Origin of the sequence: Litorilinea aerophila, assembly GCF_006569185.2 — a bacterium.
Lineage (GTDB): Bacteria > Chloroflexota > Anaerolineae > Caldilineales > Caldilineaceae > Litorilinea > Litorilinea aerophila.
The window spans coordinates 88,197-108,951 of record NZ_VIGC02000021.1; the positions used below are offsets into that span (position 1 = coordinate 88,197).

General features: G+C 60.5%; 15 protein-coding genes. 11 read left to right on the forward strand and 4 right to left on the reverse strand.

The window, feature by feature from the left end; translation table 11 throughout:
• Nucleotides 1-9: 9 nt before the first annotated feature.
• The 3 genes from FKZ61_RS15790 to FKZ61_RS15800 are packed head-to-tail and all read left to right on the forward strand — an operon-like array spanning nt 10 to nt 6,267.
• Complete coding sequence (locus tag FKZ61_RS15790; protein ID WP_229964285.1) at nt 10-1,875, forward strand: glycosyltransferase family 39 protein; 1,866 nt, start codon at nt 10-12, stop codon at nt 1,873-1,875.
• 11 nt (nt 1,876-1,886) lie between these two features.
• On the forward strand, nt 1,887-3,923 hold the full coding sequence (locus tag FKZ61_RS15795; RefSeq protein ID WP_229964283.1) for a glycosyltransferase family 39 protein: 2,037 nt from the start codon (nt 1,887-1,889) through the stop codon (nt 3,921-3,923).
• Between the two features lie 7 nt (nt 3,924-3,930).
• Nucleotides 3,931-6,267, forward strand: a complete 2,337-nt coding sequence (locus FKZ61_RS15800) for a DUF2142 domain-containing protein (protein ID WP_141611096.1) — start codon at nt 3,931-3,933, stop codon at nt 6,265-6,267.
• Between the two features lie 17 nt (nt 6,268-6,284).
• On the opposite strand, the gene FKZ61_RS15805 is transcribed toward FKZ61_RS15800, so the two are convergent.
• The 4 genes from FKZ61_RS15805 to FKZ61_RS15820 all read right to left on the reverse strand — a co-directional run bounded on the left by FKZ61_RS15805 (nt 6,285) and on the right by FKZ61_RS15820 (nt 11,677).
• A complete protein-coding gene (locus tag FKZ61_RS15805) occupies nt 6,285-7,106 on the reverse strand; it encodes a universal stress protein (RefSeq protein ID WP_141611097.1) in 822 nt (273 codons plus the stop codon).
• On the reverse strand, nt 7,103-9,556 hold the full coding sequence (locus FKZ61_RS15810; protein WP_141611098.1) for a Lon protease family protein: 2,454 nt from the start codon (nt 9,554-9,556) through the stop codon (nt 7,103-7,105). The genes FKZ61_RS15805 and FKZ61_RS15810 overlap by 4 nt, the downstream gene beginning before the upstream one ends.
• 202 nt (nt 9,557-9,758) lie before the next feature.
• Nucleotides 9,759-10,601 (reverse strand): substrate-binding periplasmic protein, encoded by an 843-nt coding sequence (locus FKZ61_RS15815; protein WP_141611099.1) that lies wholly within the window; start codon nt 10,599-10,601, stop codon nt 9,759-9,761.
• A complete protein-coding gene (locus FKZ61_RS15820; protein WP_141611100.1) occupies nt 10,598-11,677 on the reverse strand; it encodes a beta-galactosidase in 1,080 nt (359 codons plus the stop codon). Before FKZ61_RS15820 ends, FKZ61_RS15815 begins: the two co-directional genes overlap by 4 nt.
• 467 nt (nt 11,678-12,144) lie before the next feature.
• On the opposite strand from FKZ61_RS15820, the gene FKZ61_RS15825 reads away from it, so the two are divergent.
• The 8 genes from FKZ61_RS15825 (at nt 12,145) to FKZ61_RS15860 (ending at nt 20,753) form a co-directional block, all read left to right on the forward strand.
• Nucleotides 12,145-12,870 carry a site-2 protease family protein gene (locus FKZ61_RS15825; RefSeq protein WP_141611101.1) on the forward strand — a complete coding sequence of 242 codons (726 nt, stop codon included), beginning with the start codon at nt 12,145-12,147 and terminating at the stop codon, nt 12,868-12,870.
• A gap of 81 nt (nt 12,871-12,951) precedes the next feature.
• Entirely contained in the window at nt 12,952-13,515 is a 564-nt protein-coding gene (locus FKZ61_RS15830; RefSeq protein WP_170199817.1) for an HD domain-containing protein, read from the forward strand.
• Nucleotides 13,516-13,577: 62 nt separating this feature from the next.
• Complete coding sequence (locus tag FKZ61_RS15835; protein WP_141611103.1) at nt 13,578-14,576, forward strand: prephenate dehydrogenase; 999 nt, start codon at nt 13,578-13,580, stop codon at nt 14,574-14,576.
• 86 nt (nt 14,577-14,662) lie between these two features.
• Nucleotides 14,663-15,649: a glycosyltransferase family 2 protein gene (locus FKZ61_RS15840; protein WP_141611104.1), complete on the forward strand. Its 987-nt coding sequence runs from the start codon at nt 14,663-14,665 to the stop codon at nt 15,647-15,649.
• On the forward strand, nt 15,639-16,913 hold the full coding sequence (locus FKZ61_RS15845; RefSeq protein ID WP_170199819.1) for a glycosyltransferase: 1,275 nt from the start codon (nt 15,639-15,641) through the stop codon (nt 16,911-16,913). The genes FKZ61_RS15840 and FKZ61_RS15845 overlap by 11 nt, the downstream gene beginning before the upstream one ends.
• Before the next feature lie 10 nt (nt 16,914-16,923).
• Nucleotides 16,924-18,183, forward strand: coding sequence for a glycosyltransferase (locus FKZ61_RS15850; RefSeq protein ID WP_141611106.1), 1,260 nt, complete (start codon nt 16,924-16,926; stop codon nt 18,181-18,183).
• 3 nt (nt 18,184-18,186) lie between these two features.
• Nucleotides 18,187-19,461, forward strand: coding sequence for an oligosaccharide flippase family protein (locus tag FKZ61_RS15855; protein ID WP_141611107.1), 1,275 nt, complete (start codon nt 18,187-18,189; stop codon nt 19,459-19,461).
• Nucleotides 19,359-20,753 carry a polysaccharide pyruvyl transferase family protein gene (locus FKZ61_RS15860; protein WP_141611108.1) on the forward strand — a complete coding sequence of 465 codons (1,395 nt, stop codon included), beginning with the start codon at nt 19,359-19,361 and terminating at the stop codon, nt 20,751-20,753. The genes FKZ61_RS15855 and FKZ61_RS15860 overlap by 103 nt, the downstream gene beginning before the upstream one ends.
• Nucleotides 20,754-20,755: the final 2 nt, after the last annotated feature.

Genomic DNA, 20,755 nt, shown 5'->3' on the forward strand with positions numbered 1-20,755 from the left:
TTGCGACTGATGACCGCCACTTCGCCGCGCCCAGCCAGGTTGTTTCGGCCGGCTCTGATCGTTTTCCTGCTGCTGGCTTTTGGCCTGCGCGCCTATCATCTGGACTTCCAGAGCCTTTGGAGCGATGAGGGAATCAGTCTGTTGCGCAGCAGCCAGCCGCTGGGGGCCATGTGGCAGGCCATGCCGGTGGAGCACGTTCCCGGCTATTTCACGTTGCTCCACTTCTGGATCGGATTGACCGGTGAGAGCGACTATGCCCTTCGCTTCTTCTCCCTCTGGCCCAGCGTCCTGGCGCTGGCCCTGACCTATCTCCTGGCAGCGGATCTGGCCAGCGCCCGCATCGGCCTGATCGCCGTGGCCCTGCTGGCCACCAACGGGTTTCAGGTCTGGTATGGCCAGGAGGCACGGATGTACAGCTGGCTGCTGGCCGGCGGACTGCTTTCCACCTGGCTCTTCTGGCGCCTGCTGTTTCAGGAGCGAACGGGTCGACGGACCGGTCTGGCAGTGGCCTATGCCCTGGCCACTGCGGCGACAGTCTATTTTCACTATTTTGGCTTCCTGATACCCATGGCCCATGCCGTGGTGGCTGGTGGGTGGCTGGTCGTGGAGCGCCGTTGGCGTGGGATCCTCCCCTGGATGATGGGCGGGCTGTTGGCCTTTCTGCTGTTTCTTCCCTGGCTGTCCCGGGCCTGGCAGGTCTTGCACTTCACCGGCTGGCGAGAGCCGCTGGATCCCATGAATGTCCCGTGGATGATGTGGACGGCCTACACGGTGGGCGATACCATGCCGGCGCCTCTGGTGAGCTACCTCCCCTGGCTTTACCTGGTCCTGGCCGTTGTGGGCATTGGGGTATGGATGCATCAGCGCCGGGCGGCCGGCTGGTTTCTGCTGGCCATGGTGGCCGTTCCTGTCCTGGCCATCCTGGCCCTGGTGCTGCGCAATCCCGATTTTCATGTGCGCTACACCATCTTTCTCAGCAGCGTGGCCATTTTGCTGGCCAGCGGAGGTGTGGAGGGGTTTCACCTGGCCAGCGGCCAGCGCTGGTGGGGCCGGGGGCTTTCCTGGCTGGTGGCGGGCAGCCTGATCGCCGCCAATGGGGTGGCCCTCCAGCGGCTTTACTACGACACCTCTCTCCACAAGCCCGATTTCCGTTCTGCGGCCCGGTATATCGAAGCCCATGAGAGGCCCGGCGACGTGATCCTGGTGGATGGGCCGAACCCGGACATCATCTTCGCCCACTACTACCGGGGAGCGGCCCCGGTCTACGACCTGCGCTTCCTGGAAGAGGCCAATTTTGAAGAGGTGGATCGGGCCCTGACGGACATAACGGCCGGCATGGAGCGAGCCTGGGAGCTGCTTCTTTTTCGCCAGCCAGGACCCATCCAGATGTGGCTGGCCACCCGGGGATGGGCGGCCGCGCCCACCTATCACAACGACATCCGCGTCTCCCTTTATGGGCTGCCGGGAACCGCCATGGAGCGCCGGACCTTGAACCTCCCCTTTGGTTCAGAGCTGGAATTGGCCGAGGTGGAGGTGAGCGCCACTTCGTTGAAGCCGGGCGACATGCTCCGGATTTCGACCCACTGGCGGGTGTTGGCCCAGGCGCCCAACTACAAGTTCAGCCTGCGCCTGGCTGACCCTACTGGCCAGCCCCTGGCCAACTGGGACTATGTGCCCCAGAACTGGTTCGCCCCGACCCATGTCTGGGTGGTGGGCAGCATGGCCACGGACCAGCATGCCCTGATCGTGCCGGCTGAGCTGGCACCGGGCCGCTATCAGGTCACCCTGCGCCTGTACGACCCGGCTAGCGGCGCAGCCGTCTCGACGCCGGCCGGTCAGGACGTCCTGTTGGCAGAAGTCGAGGTGTCCCGTTGAGCGACAAGATAATGGATCGCGCTGCTGTCTCTCTACGCAACTCCGGGGAGCGCCCGGTTCACCTGCGCCGGGGCCTGCTGCTGGCCCTGATCCTCCTGGCCTTCGCCCGCCTCTGCTGGCACCTGGATGCCCATAACCTCTGGTGGGACGAAAGCCTGAGCCTCCAGCGAGCCGAGTCCGGCTGGCTGGCCCTCCTGCAAGGGCATCTGGTGATGCGGGATGGCATCTCGGAGCTCCTGACCATCGACCAGCATCCCTTTTTCTACTTTGTGCTCCAGGGGTTGCTGCTGCGTGGGGCCGGCATCGAAGAATTCGTCCTGCGTTTCCCCTCGGTGATGGCCGCCACCCTGCTGGTGCCCGTCCTTTGGGCGCTGGGCAGACGTCTGGTGGCCCGGGGGGTGCTGGCTGCGGGCTCGGCCGAGTGGGCAGCCCTGTTGGCAGCGTTGAACCCCTTCTTCCTTTGGTACGGTCAGGAGGCCCGGCCCTATGCCCTCTGGGCCATGCTGGCGGTGTTGAGCACCTATCTCCTGCTGCGGGTGACCGAGGAGGGAGCTCCATCCCGGCCCTGGCTGGTGGGCTACCTGGTCACCCTGCTGGCCTTCCTGACCACCCACTACTACGCAGCCCTTCTCCTGCCCGTTCACGCCCTTCTCTGTTTCGGGTGGCTCCGCCGCCGGGCGCCCCAATGGGCGTGGGTGGCGGCTTTCGGCCTGCTGGCTGTGGGTGGGGTTGTGGCCGGCGCAGGCGCCTGGCTGATTTTGAAACAGGGCGGCGGCGAGAACTTTCGCTTCGTTCCCCTGCGCATCATGCTGCCGGACCTGCTCAACGCCTTCAGCATGGGCCTCAGCGTGGACATCGACCAGGTCTGGTGGCTGGACCTGGTCTTCGGCGCTCTAGCCCTGGTGGGTATCGGATGGGGGCTGCGCAGCCGGAAAAGCATGGCCGCAGGGGGCTGGCTGCTGCCCACCTTCCTGGGTGTCCCCATTCTCCTTTTGCTGGCCGTCAGCCGGGTTCAGCCGGCCTACATGAACGCCCGCCATCTGAGCCTGTTGAGCGGCGCGTTTGTCCTGCTGGTGGCGGCGGGCCTGGCCGCAGTGGCACAGCGGCAACGTTGGGCCGCGGCCGGTCTGGCCCTCCTGCTGGTGGCGGGGGTCGGCTACAGCACGGCCAACTACTTCACCCGCCCCGAGTACGGCAAAGATGACTACACCGGCGCCGGCCACTACCTGGCCGAGCGCCTCCTGCCCGGCGATCTCTTGCTCCTCAACCCGCCCTTTTCCTGGCGCATCTTCGATTACTACCTGCCGGTGGATCTGGTGGAACAGGGGGCACGGGAGGGCAAGGGGACCGCTGTCTACGGCGTGCCCTTCCTCCATCAGGGGTGGGAGGAGATCGAAGCGGGGCTGGAGCGGCTGCGGGGCCAGTACCGGCGCATCTGGCTGGTCACCTCCGGCACCCATCCCTACCTGGACCCGGAACGCAGGGTCAAGGCCTGGCTGGAGCAGAACACGGTGCGCCTGAAGAAGGAGAGCTTCTACAGCCCCACCTCGTTTCTAGACGTGGAGCTGTTCCTCACCCAGGTGCCCGTCTTCACTCGCGTGCCGGCAGATATGGAACACCCGGCCGACGTGGTCTTCGGCGATCAGATTCGGCTGGTGGGCTACAGCGTCGGGCAGCGGCTGGCAGCCGGCAGTGCCCTGCCGGTCACCCTCTACTGGCAGACCGAACAGCCGACCGATGTCCACTACAAGTACATCCTGCGCCTGCTCCAGCCCGCCCAGGACGGCGAACCCCAGGTGCTGGCCACCACCGAGCGGGAACCCTACGACGGCGTGATTCCCACCATCTACTGGAAGCCCGGCGAGATCATCATGGAGTACAGCGAGTTGCCGCCTGCGCCGCTGGCCGACGATGGCCGTTACCTGCTCGCGCTCCAGATGTACCACGCCGAAACCCTGGAGAAGTTGCCCATCACCCAGGCGCCCGCCGACGCCCAGATCGATGCCGATGGCGTGACCCTGCTGCTGCCCTACACCCCGGCCCACTGACCCGACCATGGACGAGAGGATCGCCCGCATTCCATCTCCACCCGTCAACAGCGGACGACAGCGCTGGCCGACTCGCTTCCCGGGGACACCCCGGACCTGGGCCGCGGCTGTGTTGGCCGTCTATTTCCTGCTGGGGATCTGGTTCAGCCTGGCCGTGCCGCCCTTCGAGACGCCGGACGAAATTTACCACTATGCCTTTGCTCGTCACCTGGCCCAGGGAAACGGTCTACCCGTCCAGGCAGCCGAGCCCACCGGCCCCTGGGAGCAAGAGGGCAGCCAGGCCCCGCTTTACTACCTGATTGTCGGGCGGCTGACCGCCGGCATCGACCAGCAGGACTGGGGAGACCTCAACGTGGTCAATCCCCGGGCCAACATCGGCGACCCCCTCTACCCCGGCAACAAAAATGTCATGCTGTACAGCGCCGCGCCGCGCCCCCTCCAGGGGGTCAACCTGGCCCTCCACGTGGGACGCTGGTTCTCCCTGCTGCTGGGGGGGATCACCCTCTGGCTGATCTACCGCACGGCCTGCCTGGCCTTTTCAGAAAGCTCCTGGCTTCCCGTGGCGGCCATGGCCCTGGTGGCCAGCATCCCACAGTTCATCTTCATCAGCGCGTCCTTCTCCAACGACAGCCTGATCGTGGCCACCAGCACCGCCGTCCTCTACTGGCTGGCCCGCCTGTTGCAGCGGGACGATGCCCGACCCATTCGCCTCTGGGAGTGGGCGGTGTTGGGGATCTTGCTGGGGCTGGCTGCCTTGAGCAAGCTCCAGGGGGTAGGGCTGCTGGGCCTGGCAGCGGTCACCGTGCTGGGGCTGGCCTGGTGGCGTCGGGATGCACGCCTGGTGTGGCAGGCAGCCGCGCCGGTGGCGCTGCCGGTGCTCCTCATCGCCGGGTGGTGGTACTGGCGCAACTACGTCCTCTACGGCGACTGGACGGGCGTCCGCTATCTCATCGCCATCAACGGCTTGCGCACCGAACCGCTGAGCTGGGTGGATTTTTGGGACGAGTTTCGGGGGCTGCGCTATTCGTTCTGGGGGCTCTTTGGCTGGTTCAACATTCTGTTCCCTCCCTGGATTTACCGGGTGCTGGATGGCGTGACCCTCCTGGCTGTGGCCGGCTGGCTGCTGGGCGGAGTGCCGACCCCGGGACGCACCGGCCGGCGCATCGTCGGGCTTTTGGCCCTGTGGCTGGCCCTGGTGTGGGTGTTGTGGCTGGCCTGGACCTGGCGGGCCACGGGGAGCCAGGGGCGGCTGCTCTTTCCGGCCCTCTCGGCCATGGGCATCCTGGGGGGGATGGGGCTGGCGGGCTGGCGGCGGCTGTTGCCGGCCCGGTCCCATGGGCCGCTGTTGGCTGCCCTGCCCCTCTTCCTGCTGGCCTGTAGCCTCTATGCCGTCTCGGTGCTGGTGCCGTCCAGCTACCGGGCACCGGGTCCGGTCGCCCAGGTACCGCCTTCAGCCCAGCCGGTGGGCATCGTCTACGGGCGGGAGGACCGCTTCGAGCTCCTGGCCCTGGAGCTTCCCCAGCGACGTTATCGCCCCGGCGACGGGGTTCCCGTGACCCTCTACCTGCGCGCGTTGACTCGCCCCCGGGCGGACTATCAGCTTTTCGTCCAGCTGCTGGATGAAACAGGGAAGGAAGTGGGCAACCTGACCTCCCACCCCGGCTGGGGGCGGAATCCCACCAGCCTGTGGGAACCCGGTGCCATCTATGTGGACCGCTACCGGGTGCCCATCAGTCGGCCTATCGACCCGTGGGCGCCCCTGCTGGCCCGGGTGTACGTTGGTTTTGTGGACCCGGCCACCGAGGAGCGGGGTCGCCTGCCGGTGCCGGCCTACAACGCCGGTGGCGAGGAGATCGTGCCTTTTGTGGCGTCGGTGGTGATCGAGCCGGCCGTGCAGCCGGAGCTGTCGGACTACGGCCTGGAGCCGGTGGGCAGCCGCTTCGGCCATGTGATCGAGCTGGCCGGTGCGTCTCTGCCCGAGGCGGTGAGCCTGTCTGCCACCGATGTCTTCACCGTGACCCTGCTTTGGGAAGCCATCGGAACGCCGCCGGCCGATTACACCGGCTTCGTACACCTGCTGGATGCCGACGGCAACCGGGTGGCCGGTTTCGACCGGGCACCCGCGGGCGACCGCTTCCCCACCCGCTACTGGCAGGCAGGCGACCGCATTGTCAGCCACTTTGTGGTGCCCCTGCCGGCCGATCTGCCGCCGGGCCGCTACCAGGCCTGGGTCGGCCTCTATGACGCCACCAGCCAGGGGGCGGCCCGCCTGCCCGTCACCGAAGCTGCGGGTCGGGAAGTGGCCCACGAGCTGGTGCTGCTGGGGACGGTGACCATCCGCTGAGGGAAGCGGGGACGCGCCTACGGCACCACCAGCGTGGGCCCCACGTGCGCGCTGAGCAGGAAGGAGCGTTCGCTGGGGAGGACCAGGGTGCCGCCGTTACCTTCCTGGACTGCGGCCAGCAGGTTGTCGGTTTTATCCACCCGCACCAGGCGCACCTTCACCTGCTGATCGGCCGCCAGCTGTTCCACCCGCTTTTGCAGCCGCTCAGCGGATTCTGTCTGGCCCTCGCCGGCCCAGATGAGGACGCGCAGCTCGCTGGGGGTGCGCTGGGTCAACTGGATGGCCAGGCGCAGGGCCCGGTCCGCGGCTGGAGAGCCGGTGTAGAGCACCGTGAGGGGATACTTGAGCTGGCCCTCTTCATCCAGAATCAGGACCGGGCGAGAAGTGCGGCTGACCACGGACTGGACGGTGGAGCCCAGGCTCTTGCGCCGGCGCCGGCCCGCCCTCCCCATGCTCAGCAGCAGGGCCGCTTCTGCAGCCGCCAGCAGCTCGGCCGTGACCGGGCCGCGGGCCACCTGGAAGGACCAGCGCACATGGGCCTGGTTGGCTACTTCGGCCATGGCCTGGCGGATGGCCCGGGCGATGGCCCGCATCTGGCGTTCCATGCTGCTGTTGTCCAGCCGACGCCGGCTGGCCGTGTAGGAGCCCACCTCCTGGGAAAAGGGGAAATGGGCCAGCTGGATCAGGTTGATGTCTTCTACGAAGAGCCCCTGGAGTTCAGCCCCCATGAGCGCGGCCAACTGGGCTGCGGCCCGCAGCGCGGCCACGCTGTGGGGCGAGGCGTCCAGGGCCACCAGGATCCGCCGCACGTTCTGTTCGGTGGTCGATAGGTCGGTCATTTTTGCTCACTTTCGTCCCGCCGCTCCGTCTCATCCCGTCGATCAAATTCCTTGCGCTTTTCGGCTAGCTGGGCCAGCCGTGTCTCCACCCGCTGGTTGATGGAGCCCTCGGGGTAGTTGCCTTCCTCGTCCCGCTCGCCTGCAGGCACGCCGGTGAGGATTTCGATGCCCTGGTCCACGTGTTCCACCGGGTAGATGTGGAACTTGCCCGCGGCCACCGCGTCGACCACGTCCTGGCGCAGCATCAGGTGCTGGACGTTGGAGGCCGGGATCAGGACGCCCTGGTCGCCCGTGAGGCCCCGGCTGTTGCAGAGGTCGAAAAAGCCCTCGATCTTTTCGTTGACACCGCCGATGGCCTGGACCCGGCCGTGCTGGTCCACCGAGCCGGTGACCGCCAGGGACTGCTTGATGGGCACCTGGGCGATGGCCGAGAGCAGGGCGTAGAACTCGGCCGAGGAGGCACTGTCGCCGTCCACGCCGCCGTAGGATTGCTCGAAGACCAGGCTGGCTCCCAGGGAGAGGGGCCGGTCGCTGGCGTAGCGGGAACGCAGCAGGCTGGCCAGGATCAGGACCCCCTTGGAGTGGATGGGCCCGCCCATGGCCACTTCCCGCTCGATGTCGATGACTTCGCCCCGTCCCATGTGAACCGTGGCGGTGATGCGGGAGGGGCGGCCAAAGGCGAAGTTGCCCAATTGCAGCACGGAGAGCCCGTTGATCTGCCCGACCCGTTCGCCTGTGGTCTCGATGTGGATGGTCTCCCGCAGGGTTTCCTCCAACATGCGCTCCCGCAGCCGGTCGGCCCGGAAGATCTGGGCGTCGATGGCCTGTTGCACGTGCTGGGCGCTGACCACCTCGGCGCCGGCCTGCTGGGCCCAGTGGTCGGCCTCTTCCAGCAGGTCGACGATGGTCTGCAGCTGCGCGGTGAGTCGCTCCGAATCGCTGACCAGCCGGGCGGCATGCTCGATCACCCGGCAGACGGCGGAGCGGTCGAAGGGCCGCAGCTGCTCCCGGCGGACAATGGCCGCGATCAGTTGGGCGTAGGCCTGCTGGCTTTCGGCATCCCGCTTGAACTCGTCGTCGAAGTCGGCCGCCACCTTGAACAGCTCGCTGAAGTCGGGATCGTACTGGGAGAGCAGGTAGTAGAGCAGGCGGTCGCCCATCAGGATTACCTTGACGTCCAGGGGGATGGGCTCGGGTTCCAGGGAGACGGTGCTGGTGAGGCTGAGCATCTGCAGGGGCGACTCAATGCGGATGGCCTGGAACTCCAGCACCCGTTTCAACCCTTCCCACGCGTAGGGGTTGGCCAGCACCTTGAGGGCGTCCAGGATCAGGTAGCCGCCGTTGGCCCGGTGGAGTACGCCGGGCTTGATGAGGGTGAAGTCGGTCACCAGCGCGCCCATCATGGCCATCTGTTCAATGCGCCCGATGAGGTTGAGGTAGGTGGGGTTGCTCTCGTAGATCACGGGCGCCCCCTGGACGTCGCTGGAATCCACCAGTACATTCACCTGGTAGCGGCGCAGGGCGGGGTTGATCTTGAAGCTGTCTGGCAGGGAAAGGGCCAGGGCGGCTGTCGCGCCATCCTGGCCTTTGCTTTCTCCGCCGCTCAGGAAGGCTTCCAGGTTCTCGCCCACATCCCGCTGCACCGCGTGGAGATATTCCACCACCGCGGGCAGGTCGGCGTACTTTTGGAGCAGGTCATCGATCAGGTCTTTCACCACGAAGGCGGAGATTTCCTGGTTCAATTCCCGCAGACGCCGGCGGAATTCCCGTTCCCAGCGGGGAACCTGGTACAGTACCTTCTGGAGCTGTTCCTGGAGCTCTTCCACTTCGGCCTGGATGCGCTTCTGTTCCTCTTCGGGCAGCTTCTGGAACTCCTCGGGCGGCATCACCTCGCCGTTGCGCAGGGGGGCGAAGGCCAGGCCCGAGGGGGTGCGCAGGAGGGTGAAGCTTTTCTCCCGGGCCCGCTCCTGGAGCTCCCGCAGGCTCTCCTGCTGCTGTTCCTGGAATTCCTGCTCCAGCGCCTGGCGCCGGTTCTGGTACTCCTCGCTCTCGAAGGCCGATGAGAGGGCGGTCTGGAGATCTTCCACCAGGCGCATCATGTCCCGCTGGAACTCCCGAGCCCGCCCCTGGGGAAGGCGCAGGGCCCGGGGCCGGTAGGGCTGTTCGAAATTATTGACGTAACACCAGTCGGAGGGGGGCGGCTCGTTGCGGGCCCGCTCTTCCACCAGCTTGCGGATCAGGGTGTACTTGCCGGTGCCCCGGGGCCCCAGGGCGAAGATGTTGTAACCCTGGCGCTGGATGTTGATGCCCAGTTGAATGGCCTGGATGGCTCGTTCCTGACCCAGCACCTCCGGCGCTTCGACCAGGTCATCGGTGGTTTCAAAGGAAAAATCGGCCGGGTCACAGCGTCGGTAGAGTGCTTCTGGGGGGAGGGGTTGAACAGTATCCACGGCTCTATCCTTTCTGCGCGATGCAATCTGGGATGGGGTTTCTGGAGATCCATTATACCAGCATCAGCCGATCCGGGCAGTTCACGCTTGAGCAGTTGAGCAGTTGAGCAGTTGGCTCATCTCCCCAATGGGTGCGAACCTGTTTGGTTCCCTGCGAAATTGGGGTGGGTAGCGCGCATTTGTGGTCGATGAGCCGAGCAGCTCACGGCGCGCCAAACCAGCGGGCTTCCAGCTCGGCCAGGGTGCCGTCGGTGGCCATGGCCTGCAGGGCCTGGGCGACTTTCTCCTGAAGCTGGCTGGCCGGGAGGGGTAGCACAATGACGTAGGGGTTGCTCTCCAGGGCTGGCCCGACGGCAACGATGGGCGCACCCTGCCCCTGGGCTTCCCGCAGGGTGACGTTGTCGATGAGGAGGGCGTCGATGGTGATGTCGTTCACCAGCGCGTCCACCGCCTCCTGGGGGGTGGCGTACGGCACCAGCTCCATGGCAATGTCCTCCCGTTGGAGGTGGCGGCCCACCATGTCCCCCAGGCTGCCCCACTCCACCGCAACCCGGCGGCCGGCCAGATCGGCCACGGCCTGGATGGGAGAGCCCTGGCGGACCACCAGGCGCACGCCTGCCTCGAAGTAGGGCTCGGAAAAGGCAAAGTCCTGGGTCATCCGGGGATCGTAGGGGATGGCGCTGATGGCGGCATCCACCTGGCCGGCTTTGACTGCGTCCAACAGGCTGTCGTAGCCCATGGCCGCGATCTCCAGGCGTAGACCCCACCCCTGGGCCAGATGCCGGGCCAGATCCACATCAAAGCCTGTTGGGTTGCCCTGCTCATCCAGGAACTCAAAGGGGGGGAAGCTGGGATCCATGCCCACCCGCCAGCTTCCCCGGGCCTGCATGGTCTGCCAGGTGTGGTCCTGGCGCAGGAAGAGGAAGCCGGGTCCTTCGGTCAGCCGGACGGCCAGGAGGACCAGCAGGAGGAGCAGGGCCAGGCCAGCCACGCCCCAACGCAGCCAGCCCACCCGTTGCTGGTGCCTACGGCTGGTCTGGCTCACGACGTATCCCCCTGGGCATAGCGCTGGACTTCCTGGTAGATGGGTTTGGGTTCAAAGTCGGTGCGCACGAAGGTGAAATAGTCCTGGTAACTCTTGGCATCCCACGGATAGCGGAAGGCCCAGAAACAGACCGCGTCCAGCCAGGGCCATTCCTCCAGCGCGATCTGATAGGCGCGGATGGTGTATTCGATGCGCTGGCCGGGGCGCACGGCCCGGGTCCAGCGGGGGTGATCGTTCCAGCCGCCCTCGGTGATCATGGCCTGCTTGTGGCCGTCGCCGTTTTCGACCATGATCTGGCGTAGCAGCTCGCTGCGGCGGAAATTGACCACATCGGCCGCGGCCGGCTCGTCCGGGTCGAAGGTCCAGCCGTAGGCGTGGATGGCCAGCACGTCGAAGTAGTCGGCGGCGCCGGCGTCGTACATGCGCTGGAGGTACTCCAGGTCGTTCATGCCCCATTCGCTGCCGGGCGGGGCCAGGGTGGGTGCCAGCGCGCCGGCCAGGACCTGGACGTCCGGGTTGGCGGCCTTGATCATGGGGTAGACCACCTTCAGCATCCGGACGTACTTTTCCGGATCCACCGGCTGGTAGCCCCATTCCAGGGCCAGGTTGGGCTCGTTCCAGATGATGACATAGTCCACCAGGCCGGCATAACGTCGGACGAATTGGGCGGCATAGTCGCCGAAGTCGGCGAAGTGCTCATCGTCCAGGTACAGAGGGGTACTATCCTTGGGGCGGGCCCACTCTGGGACGTAGCCCAGGCGCGCGATCACGGTCAGGCCCTGGCGATTGGCGTGCTGGATGACCAGGTCGGTATGGTTCCAGTTGTAGCGGCCTTTTTGGGGTTCCACATAGGCCCAGGGGAAGTACTCCACGATCCAGGGCGCGCCCATCTCCCGCACCATCTCCAGGGTGCGCTTGATCTTCCACGCTTCCACCTCGTCGGTCAGGCGGGTGTGGACGCCGATTTTGGGGTTGCGGGTCTGGACCGTGCGCTGGGGTCCCAGGGGGACCGTGTTGCTGTTGAGACGGAGCCACCAGAGGGCAGCCAGGGCCGTGAGGAAGGCCAGGGCTGCCATCAGCAGCCATCCTTTCGACAGGCTTCCTCTAGCAGGCAGAAATGGGCGCAGGCGTTTGATGAAATCCCGACAGAAATTCGCTGAAGCTTTCCACCAGCGGGAACGCCGTCGAATTTCCGCCGCGGTATTGATGTCAGAGTGTACCAGGACAGCCATTAGGGCAGATCATAATCTGGTGGGGGGGATTTGGCAACTCCGCGCGAATCGGGTATGAGTTCACTGAAGAAGCACAGAAAAGCACAGATTTGTATCATCCGTGGCTTTGGGCGGTCGATTTAGCTATCGGGGCTCTGTGGCCGAGCAGAGGGCGGGAAGACGCCAGGTTGGCTGGTTATTCGTGAAAGACTTGTCGCCATGCTATAATTTGGCCGGCTTCAAAGTTCTGGCCGTCCACAGGACGTGGGCGGGCCTGGGGCAGGGATGCGCGATTCCTGCCCGGTGTGGTTGGCAGAAAGGGATTTCAGGAGATGTATCGAGGCAGCGGGGGGCGGGGTTGGCAAGCCCTGACCACAAACCAGAAGATCGCCGTGGTGGTGGTTGGGCTGTTGGTTTTGTACGCCATTGTGGCCAGTGGCAGCGGGGGCTTGTTGAGCCCGGCCCGTCTATTGGCGGTGGCAACCATCGTCCTGGTGGCCTTGCCGGTCCACGAGTTCGCCCATGCGGCGACGGCGGTGGCCCTGGGCGATGACACACCCCGGCGGCAGGGCCGTTTCACCTTGAATCCCCTGGTCCACATCGATCCGCTGGGGGCATTGCTGATCCTGGTGGCCAACTTCGGCTGGGCGCGGCCGGTGGAGTGGAACCCCCGATACATCCGCATCGACCGCCGCCTGGGTTCCATCCTGGTGGCTGCGGCGGGCCCTTTCAGCAACCTGCTGTTGGCCTTCCTGGGGATTTTGCTGCTGAAGAGCGGCATTGGACTGCAGGGTCCGCTGCCGGCCTACTTTGTGGTGCAGTTCCTGAACTTTTTCGTCAACATCAACGTGTTGCTTTTCGTGTTTAACTTAATCCCGGTGCCGCCGTTGGATGGCTCCCACGTGTTGTTTGCCCTGTTGCCGGGCGATACCTATCGGCTGCAGATGCAGCTCAGCCAGTATGGATTTTTGATCCTGATGGCCATCATTTTCCTGGCACCGGGCCTGATTCGCATTCCCACAGGGATCATCCTGCGCGCCCTGTATTCTTTCGTGTAGTTTGTTGGCATGGGTGATTTCGTTCAGGTGAATCAGCGTGGCAATTCGCATAGTGTGAGGATTTCGGGGTTGATTCACCCCTTGTCTGCCTCGCTTCATGGGCCATGGTACCGGCGGGCGGCCTACCGGATCGGGCAATTTTGGCGGGGGTTCCGGGCGCGGGTGCAGCCGGCGGAGCTGGATCAGGCCCGGGCGCTGTTACCGCCGGATGCGGCCAGACTCTTTCTGCGCATGCCCCGGGATGCCCAGCGCCACAGTTTGAACGTCTGGTCCACCCTGCAGGACGCGGGCTACCGGCACCCGGATCTGGCCGTGGCTGCACTACTACACGATGTGGGCAAGCTCGCGGCCGAGGAGGCGGGTCTCCGTTTGGGGCTCTGGCTGCGGGGTCCCCTGGTTCTGTTGGAGGCCTGGGCGCCGGCCCTTTTGGCGCGCTGGGCCAGCCCTGATCCTCGCCAGGGATGGCGTTATCTCCTGCATGTGCATCGAGCGCATCCGGCCATTGGCGCTGCGTGGGCCCGGACGGCGGGGTGTAGCGATCTGGCCTGCTGGCTGATCGCCCATCACCAGACCTGGCCCGTTGAAGCTTCCTCCGAGGTGCTGGAACTGCTGGCAGCCCTGCGTTGGGCGGACAGCCAGCATTGACTGGGGGCATAGGTGGCCTGAGTCTGTTGGGCTGAGTGAATCGGAAGAAAGTGGCATAATCCATGGCAAAACCCAAGATTACCATCATCGGACTGGGCCTGATTGGGGCCAGCTTTGGTCTGGCCCTGCAAAAAGAGGAAGCCGATTTCGAGATCGTCGGCCACGACAAGGAACCGGAGGTGGCCCAAGGGGCGCGGCGTACCCAGGCCGTCCATCGTACCGAGTGGAATTTGCATCGGGCCTGTGAACATGCGGACATGATCCTGTTGGCCGTCCCCCTGAGCGAATTCGAGGATCTGTTCCGGGAGATTGCTGAAGATTTGAAACCGGGCTGTTTGGTGCTGGCGGCCACCCCGGTACTGCAGCCGGCTATTGAGCTGGCCGATCGCCACCTGCCTGGGCATGTCCACTTTGTGGCCGGGCATCCTGTGTTGGCTGGCGTGGGGGGGACCCTCTCGGTGCGGGCAGACCTCTTCGACGGTGTGGTCTTTTCCCTGGCGCCGGGCCTGCAGACCGAGCCGGCCGCGGTCCAACTGGCCAGCGATTTTGTGGAACGTATCGGCGCCACGCCCCTTTTCGTGGATGCCCAGGAGCACGACGGCATCATTGCCGCGGTGGAGCAGCTGCCCCAGGTGATGGCGGTGGCCCTTATGCGCCTGAGCAGTAGTTCGGCGGGCTGGCGGGAAGCCCGGCGGCTGGCTGGGCGGCAGTTTGCCCAGGCTACCGAGACGGGCGCCGGCGCGCAGCAGTTGTTCAGCACCCTGACCGGCAATCGGGAAAATATCCTGTTGCGGATAGAGCAGTTGCAGCAGGAGCTGGCCGAGTGGCGGGAGCTGCTGCTGGCGACGCCGGAGCCGGACGAGAAGCATCCCCTGTTGGCCGCTCTGGAGGAGGCCATGCATGCCCGGACCCGCTGGGAGGCCCAGGCTCTCTTGAAGAATTGGGAAGAAAGCCCGGGGACGGGGCAGTCCCGAGAGGCTGAAGGCGCGGGCATGTTCCGACAGATGTTTTTGGGTGGGTTTATGGGAAGGCGCCCCAGCCCAGGTTCCAGGAAAGATTGATCCGAATTTCTGTTGTGGTATTTACGCCAGACTGTATACGCTAGACTTTAGTGGCGACGCAACAAGCTGGGGTAGGGTAAAGCGTCTTGAAATGTATCATCCAGATCCCTTGCTATAACGAAGCGCAAACACTACCGCAGACGGTGGCGGATCTCCCTACCTCACTGCCAGGCGTTGATATCGTGGAATACCTGGTGATTGACGACGGCAGCAGTGACGGTACGGCGGAAGTGGCGCGGCGGCTGGGCGTGCATCACATCGTGCGCCATCCGCGCAATCTTGGCCTGGCGCGTGCCTTCCGCACCGGCCTGGATACCTGTCTACAACTGGGTGCAGATATTATCGTCAACACCGATGCCGATAACCAGTACGTTGGCGCCGACATTGCCCTGTTGGTGGCGCCGATTGTGACAGGAGAGGCGGAATTGGTGGTTGGCGATCGGGGAGTGGCGCATGTTGAACATTTCTCTCCGTTGAAGCGCGTGTTACAGCGGCTGGGCAGTTGGGTGATCTCGCAGGCTGCCGGCGTGCCGGTGCCGGACGCCACCAGCGGTTTCCGTGCCATGACGCGTGAGGTGGCGCTGCATACGTTGGTGCTTAGTCCCTATTCGTACACCTTGGAGACCTTGATCCAAGCAGGAGCGCAACGTCGCCTCGTTCGCTTCGTGCCTGTGCGCACCAATCCTCCGACGCGACCCTCTCGCTTGATGAACAACCTACCACACTATCTGGCGAATTCAACCGTAACCATCGTGCGCGCCTATGCCTTCTACCGGCCGCTGCGCGTGTTTACGACCATCGGGGCAATCTCACTGCTGGTGGGTATACTGATCGGTGTACGCTTTTTAGTCGCCTATTTCTCGCAGGGTGGGGCCGGTCATGTGCAGTCGTTGATCCTGGCGGCGGTGCTGTTGATCGCTGGCTTTCAGACGCTGCTGATTGGGCTAGTGGCGGATTTAATCGGCGCGAATCGGAAGATTATGGAGGAAGTGTTGGTGCGGTTGAGGCAAAGGGAGGATGAGGATAGTCTCCAGCGTTATCCCTCTAAAACACAAAAAGTTCATGAAAGATAATCATACATCGGCTCCAATTCAGCCGTTAAAAATTTGTTTTATCACTTCAAGTTATCCAGTTGATGCAAACGATGGCTCTGCCCGCTTCATTCACTCCATGGCGCAGGCGCTGGTTGATCGAGGGCATCATGTGGATGTTGTATTGCCCTATCAGGCTCGTCTGAAGAAATGGCCGGATAAGGTACGTCTATTTCCTTTTCATTATATATGGCCTGCTTCACTGGCGATCATGGGATATGCCCAAGCAACTCACAGCGATAAGAAGCTTCGCAGGCTTGCCTATGCCCTTGCGCCTGGATTCGCTATGCAGCAAATACGTACGCTCTTACAACTTCATAGAAAGTTCCGCTACGATGTTCTCCATGGTCACTGGGTAATACCAAACGGTGTTACTGCGGCTTGGGTTTCTAAGCACATTAAACGTCCACTTCTCATTAGCCTCCACGGCTCTGACATCTTTTTTGCCACAAAACATCCATTACTAAAACGAGCCGCTCAATATGCATTTGCTCGGGCTAGCGCTGTGACGGCGTGTAGTCCCAGCCTATATAATGGCGCCTTAGCGCTAGGCGCACAAGTGGAAAGGATGCATTTACTGCCATATGGTGTGGATGCAGAACGTTTCCACGTTGTTACCGCAGAGGAACGGGCAATCGTACGTCAGCAGCTTGGGATTGCATCGAGCCAAATAGTGGTTTCTTTTATCGGAAGACTGGTGGAAAAGAAAGGTGGAGAATATTTAATCAAAGCGCTGCCCCTGGTGAGATCTTGTTTGCCTGATATACTTTGCCTGATTGGCGGAACAGGGCCAGAGTATTCAAGGCTTTGTGGGTTAGTGGAAAGGTATGGTCTAAGGGATTCGGTGCGTTTTCTGGGAAATCTTGAATGGAATCAGGTAGCAACTTTGCTCAAAGCTACAGACATATTTGTAGCCCCCTCCATTCATGATACTGAAGGCAATGTGGATGGCCTTCCCAATACCATATTAGAGGCGATGGCCTCGGGCTGCTCTATTGTTGCAACCAATTTGCCCGGAATCTCCCTGGCGATTTCTGATGGTATTCATGGGCGGCTTGTCGCCGAACGAAACCATGAGGCACTTGCTAGAGCGATTATACAGCTAGGGCACGACGGTGGCTTGCGAGCAACACTCGGCGCAAATGCAAGATACCGGGCTATCCAAAAGTTCAGCTGGAATGTTGTAGCTGCAAAATTGGCAACATTCTATGCAGGGGCATTAGCAGAATCTGGTATCTCAATTTGATTATCATGCAATGACTCCAGATGAAAATCATCTAAGTATAAGCAATTTGGGAGCATGCAAACAAACTAATAGGCCAATTCGTGTTCTAGAACTAACAGCCGGACTGGCTGTCGGTGAGCCCCTTGGTGGCGCTGCACGATTTGTAATTGAATTGACCAAAACTTTTGATAGGACTCTGATAGAGCCTTTCTTGGTTTGTGTATGGAAGTACGAAACTCTCCCTGAAAAACATTGGCAGTCGATTATAGAAGCCTGTTCGATTCCATATTATTTGGGAGGGCGATGGCGTTCAGAATATCTTCTCCAGAGCTGCATCGCTGGTCTACGTGGTTTATGGAATTTACAAGGTTATCAGCCGGACATCATTCATAGCCACGGGGAATTCACCGATATTGCCGCGATCTTGTTGAAATGGAAACTTGGTGCCCGTTATCTTGTGCGCACCCGACACAGTCTTATTGAATGGCCAAAACGTCCGGCATTGGGTCGTATTTTTGGCCACTGGATCTACCCTGCAGTGTTTGATATGGAAGTAGCCGTGTCACGCGGCGCCACCGACGCGCTAAATCGGCGTATGCTCGCGCGCCTTCGACGACAACGGGCTGTCTACATCGCAAATGCGATTGACTTTACTCGTTTCAAGTTTGAAGCGACAGATTCTTTGCTCATTAAGAGGCAGTTTAATCTCCCTGAGGATGCTCTTATAGTCGGCACTATCGGTTCATTATCGAGGGTGAAAGGATACGATGTGCTTCTGAATGCTTTTCAGCAAGTCGTGGCACATATTCCACACGCCTACCTGGTCATAGTCGGGGACGGTCCGGAACGTGCTGCTTTGTCCATACAGGCTGAATCATTGGGGATTCAACATTCTATTCGTTTTCTTGGATCTCAACGGCATGTAGAGCAAATTTACAACATCTTTGACCTTTTTGTTTCTAGCTCTTTCATTGAAGGTCTCCCTACGGTGTTGCTGGAAAGCATCGCCTCTGGCATTCCTGTCGTTGCGACGAATATCCCGGGATCCAGGGAAATTATCGAACATGATGTAACTGGTTTACTCGTACCTCCAGGTGATCCAATCGCTCTGGGGAAGACATTGATTCAGGCCCTGCACTCCCCTCAGAGGATGAAATTGCTGGCGAAGGAAGCATTCAGGAGAGCTAGGGCTCGATTCTCCATTGAATCCATTGCTGAACAGTATACAACTCTCTTCCAACACTTGGTCGCCGCTCCACCTAATGCACCACTCTCCTCCCATTTCGACTAATCGATGAATAGGGATATTTCGCTAGAGCGACGCCGATTTGCACTTAACTACGGAGCTCTCTTCACCGGCACTGCAATTGCTCGTGTTCTTGCAGGCATTTCCTTAATCTTGGTCGCACGTCAAATCGGTACAGCACAGTTTGGTCAGTTCACAGCCAGTTTAGCTTTAACAAAAATTACCTCTGTTGCCTTTGCTCTAGGTCTAGAAGGGTGGCTCTTGGGTAACGGCTTCCGAGAGGGAAATCACCAACTCCTCTCACAACGAAGCACATCGGTATTGCTAATTACCACCGGGTTTGGGTTGCTATGGCTGGGTGCTTATATTCTCATTGGGCACTGGCTCAATCCTGACATTTTCCCCTATTCTGTAGTTCTTCTTTGTGCACTTTCTGTATGGTTTGAAGAAATATTGAATGTTGTTGCCACGACATTTAAGACTGCGCTCCATAACTTTATTACATTTTGGATCATTACCGGTTCACAATTTTTGTTAATTACCCTGATTTTTATCCAGGCAATATCCGGTCAAGATCAATTGCTGCCCTTTCTTCAATTTCGGGTTCTTGGAATGGCGTTTTCTGCCGGAGTGGCATTATTAGTAATGGAGAAATTCATTTCATTTCGAGTGGCCCGAGACGAAATAATTAATACACTGAAGGCGTGTCCACCCTTTGCACTCTCGCTCACGCTAAACCTCGTTTATGAACGTATCGATGTGGTGATCGTTGGAGCCTGGCTGGGAAAAGAGTTGGTTGGTATATACACACCGGCAACAACCATCTTGATAGCATTATTTCTGATTCCCGGAACGCTTTATGGCATTATTTCACCGCTGATGAGCCAATTAGCCGTACAATCGTTTGTACGCTTGAAGCGCTTTTTTTACCGAACTCTTCTGGGAAGTGCTGGTCTAGGGTTTTGTTTAACGCTCTCTCTATATTTTGTAGCGCCGCACTTGATTCTTTGGCTGTATGGGCCAGATTATCAACAAGCAGGAGTTTTACTCGCAGTTCTCAGTGGTGTCTTGTTTTTCCGTAGTCTGACCTTCCCTTTAGCTGCGTTTTTAATTGCGGTGCGCTGGCAAACAAAACGCTTGTTGCCTCAAACGCTTTCTGCAGCTACAAATTTAGTCCTCAATCTGTTGATTGTTCAAACACGAGGCGTCCGAGGGGTTGCATGGGTGTATGTATTGTCAGAGGCTATACTTATGATTGGTCATCTACTTCTGGCGACCGTTTGGCTATTCAAGGCAAGGGAAAAGGGTCTCCGAACATTGTGAATATTCTGATTACGAACGTTCATTCAGTACGGAATGCAGGCGATGCAGTTCTTCTCGAAGTCACGCTGAGCGAAATTGGAAGTATCTTTCCTGAGGCGAATATTACTGTATCTATGAACGATCCTGATGATTATAGACCTTGGGGAAGAGAGAAGGTTGTTGGATCATTTATCCAGTGGTTCAAGTCAGGTGTTGGTAAACGTGGAGATTGGAAAATTGGGCACCTGCTGCTCGCTCCATATTGGCTTGGGCGGGCTATTTTGGCGGCTTTGGTTTTCCGGTGGACAGGTCTCCCGTTGTTCTTGCCACGCAACCCTGAGCGTCGCCGCCTGTTAATGGCCTACTTTGATGCGGATTTGATCATTAGTTGCCCTGGGAATTTCTTTTTAAGCGGCTCTGGCTTAGGGTTACCCCTCTTTTTGGCTGTGTTTTCGCTTGCGTACGGATGGCTAGTAGGCAAGCCTTTGTACATGATGCAGCAGTCTGTTGGGCCGTTGCGACGCTTCATTGATCGGGTAGTTGTAACTTGGCTGTTGCGAAGGCTTCGGATAATCTTTTTGCGTGATAGCCGCTCCATGGAAACGCTGCGATCATTAAATTTTGAGCATCCGCGCTGCTTTGTCATTCCAGATGTGGCGTTTCTTTATCAGGGGGACGGTGATGTAGGACGATTTCTTGAAATCCTTCAAACGACTAGGGGGATGCAGCGCCCTTTTATCGGTGTCACTGTCATTGATTTCGGAACGCAGAATCGGTTTTTTTATCGACAAAAGAGCTATGAAAAGGCGATAGTTGATGCGCTTAGTTACTTTGTGCGAAAACACGGCGGGTCAATATTTGTATTCCCACAGGTTTGTGGTCCGAGCGAAGCTGAAGACGACCGAATTCCCGGCCAGCGCATCGTTGAAGCTCTGATAAAAAAGAATATCCCAGCTATCTGGATAGACACGCCATGGCGTCCGAACGAGCTACAAGCTGCTTATGGACAAATGGACATGTTTGTTGGAACACGGCTTCACTCGAATATTTTTGCAATGACAGCTGGTACCCCAGTCATTGCTATTGCGTACTATTATAAAACCTATGGAATCATGCAAATGCTCGAATTGTCCGAATGGGTGCAGGATATTCAAACCGTTGATTCAGAGAAACTTGCAAACCTCCTAGAAGAACTATGGAAGCGTCACAACGCTATTCGGCGTCATCTGGGCTCCCGCTTACCAACAATCCGTGAGCAGGCGCACTCCGCAGTGCAGTTCATTCAAAGCGACTTTAGGCTGCTTAGCCGATAAAA

Excerpts from the sequence above, each read along its gene's own strand:
- FKZ61_RS15825 (WP_141611101.1), top strand. The coding sequence starts at position 12,145 with ATGTATCGAGGCAGCGGGGGGCGGGGTTGGCAAGCCCTGACCACAAAC.
- FKZ61_RS15835 (WP_141611103.1), top strand. The coding sequence starts at position 13,578 with ATGGCAAAACCCAAGATTACCATCATCGGACTGGGCCTGATTGGGGCC.
- FKZ61_RS15795 (WP_229964283.1), top strand. The coding sequence starts at position 1,887 with ATGGATCGCGCTGCTGTCTCTCTACGCAACTCCGGGGAGCGCCCGGTT.
- FKZ61_RS15820 (WP_141611100.1), bottom strand. The coding sequence starts at position 11,677 with ATGGCAGCCCTGGCCTTCCTCACGGCCCTGGCTGCCCTCTGGTGGCTC.
- FKZ61_RS15850 (WP_141611106.1), top strand. The coding sequence starts at position 16,924 with ATGACTCCAGATGAAAATCATCTAAGTATAAGCAATTTGGGAGCATGC.
- FKZ61_RS15790 (WP_229964285.1), top strand. The coding sequence starts at position 10 with ATGACCGCCACTTCGCCGCGCCCAGCCAGGTTGTTTCGGCCGGCTCTG.
- FKZ61_RS15845 (WP_170199819.1), top strand. The coding sequence starts at position 15,639 with ATGAAAGATAATCATACATCGGCTCCAATTCAGCCGTTAAAAATTTGT.
- FKZ61_RS15860 (WP_141611108.1), top strand. The coding sequence starts at position 19,359 with ATGGGTGTATGTATTGTCAGAGGCTATACTTATGATTGGTCATCTACT.
- FKZ61_RS15855 (WP_141611107.1), top strand. The coding sequence starts at position 18,187 with ATGAATAGGGATATTTCGCTAGAGCGACGCCGATTTGCACTTAACTAC.
- FKZ61_RS15800 (WP_141611096.1), top strand. The coding sequence starts at position 3,931 with ATGGACGAGAGGATCGCCCGCATTCCATCTCCACCCGTCAACAGCGGA.
- FKZ61_RS15805 (WP_141611097.1), bottom strand. The coding sequence starts at position 7,106 with ATGACCGACCTATCGACCACCGAACAGAACGTGCGGCGGATCCTGGTG.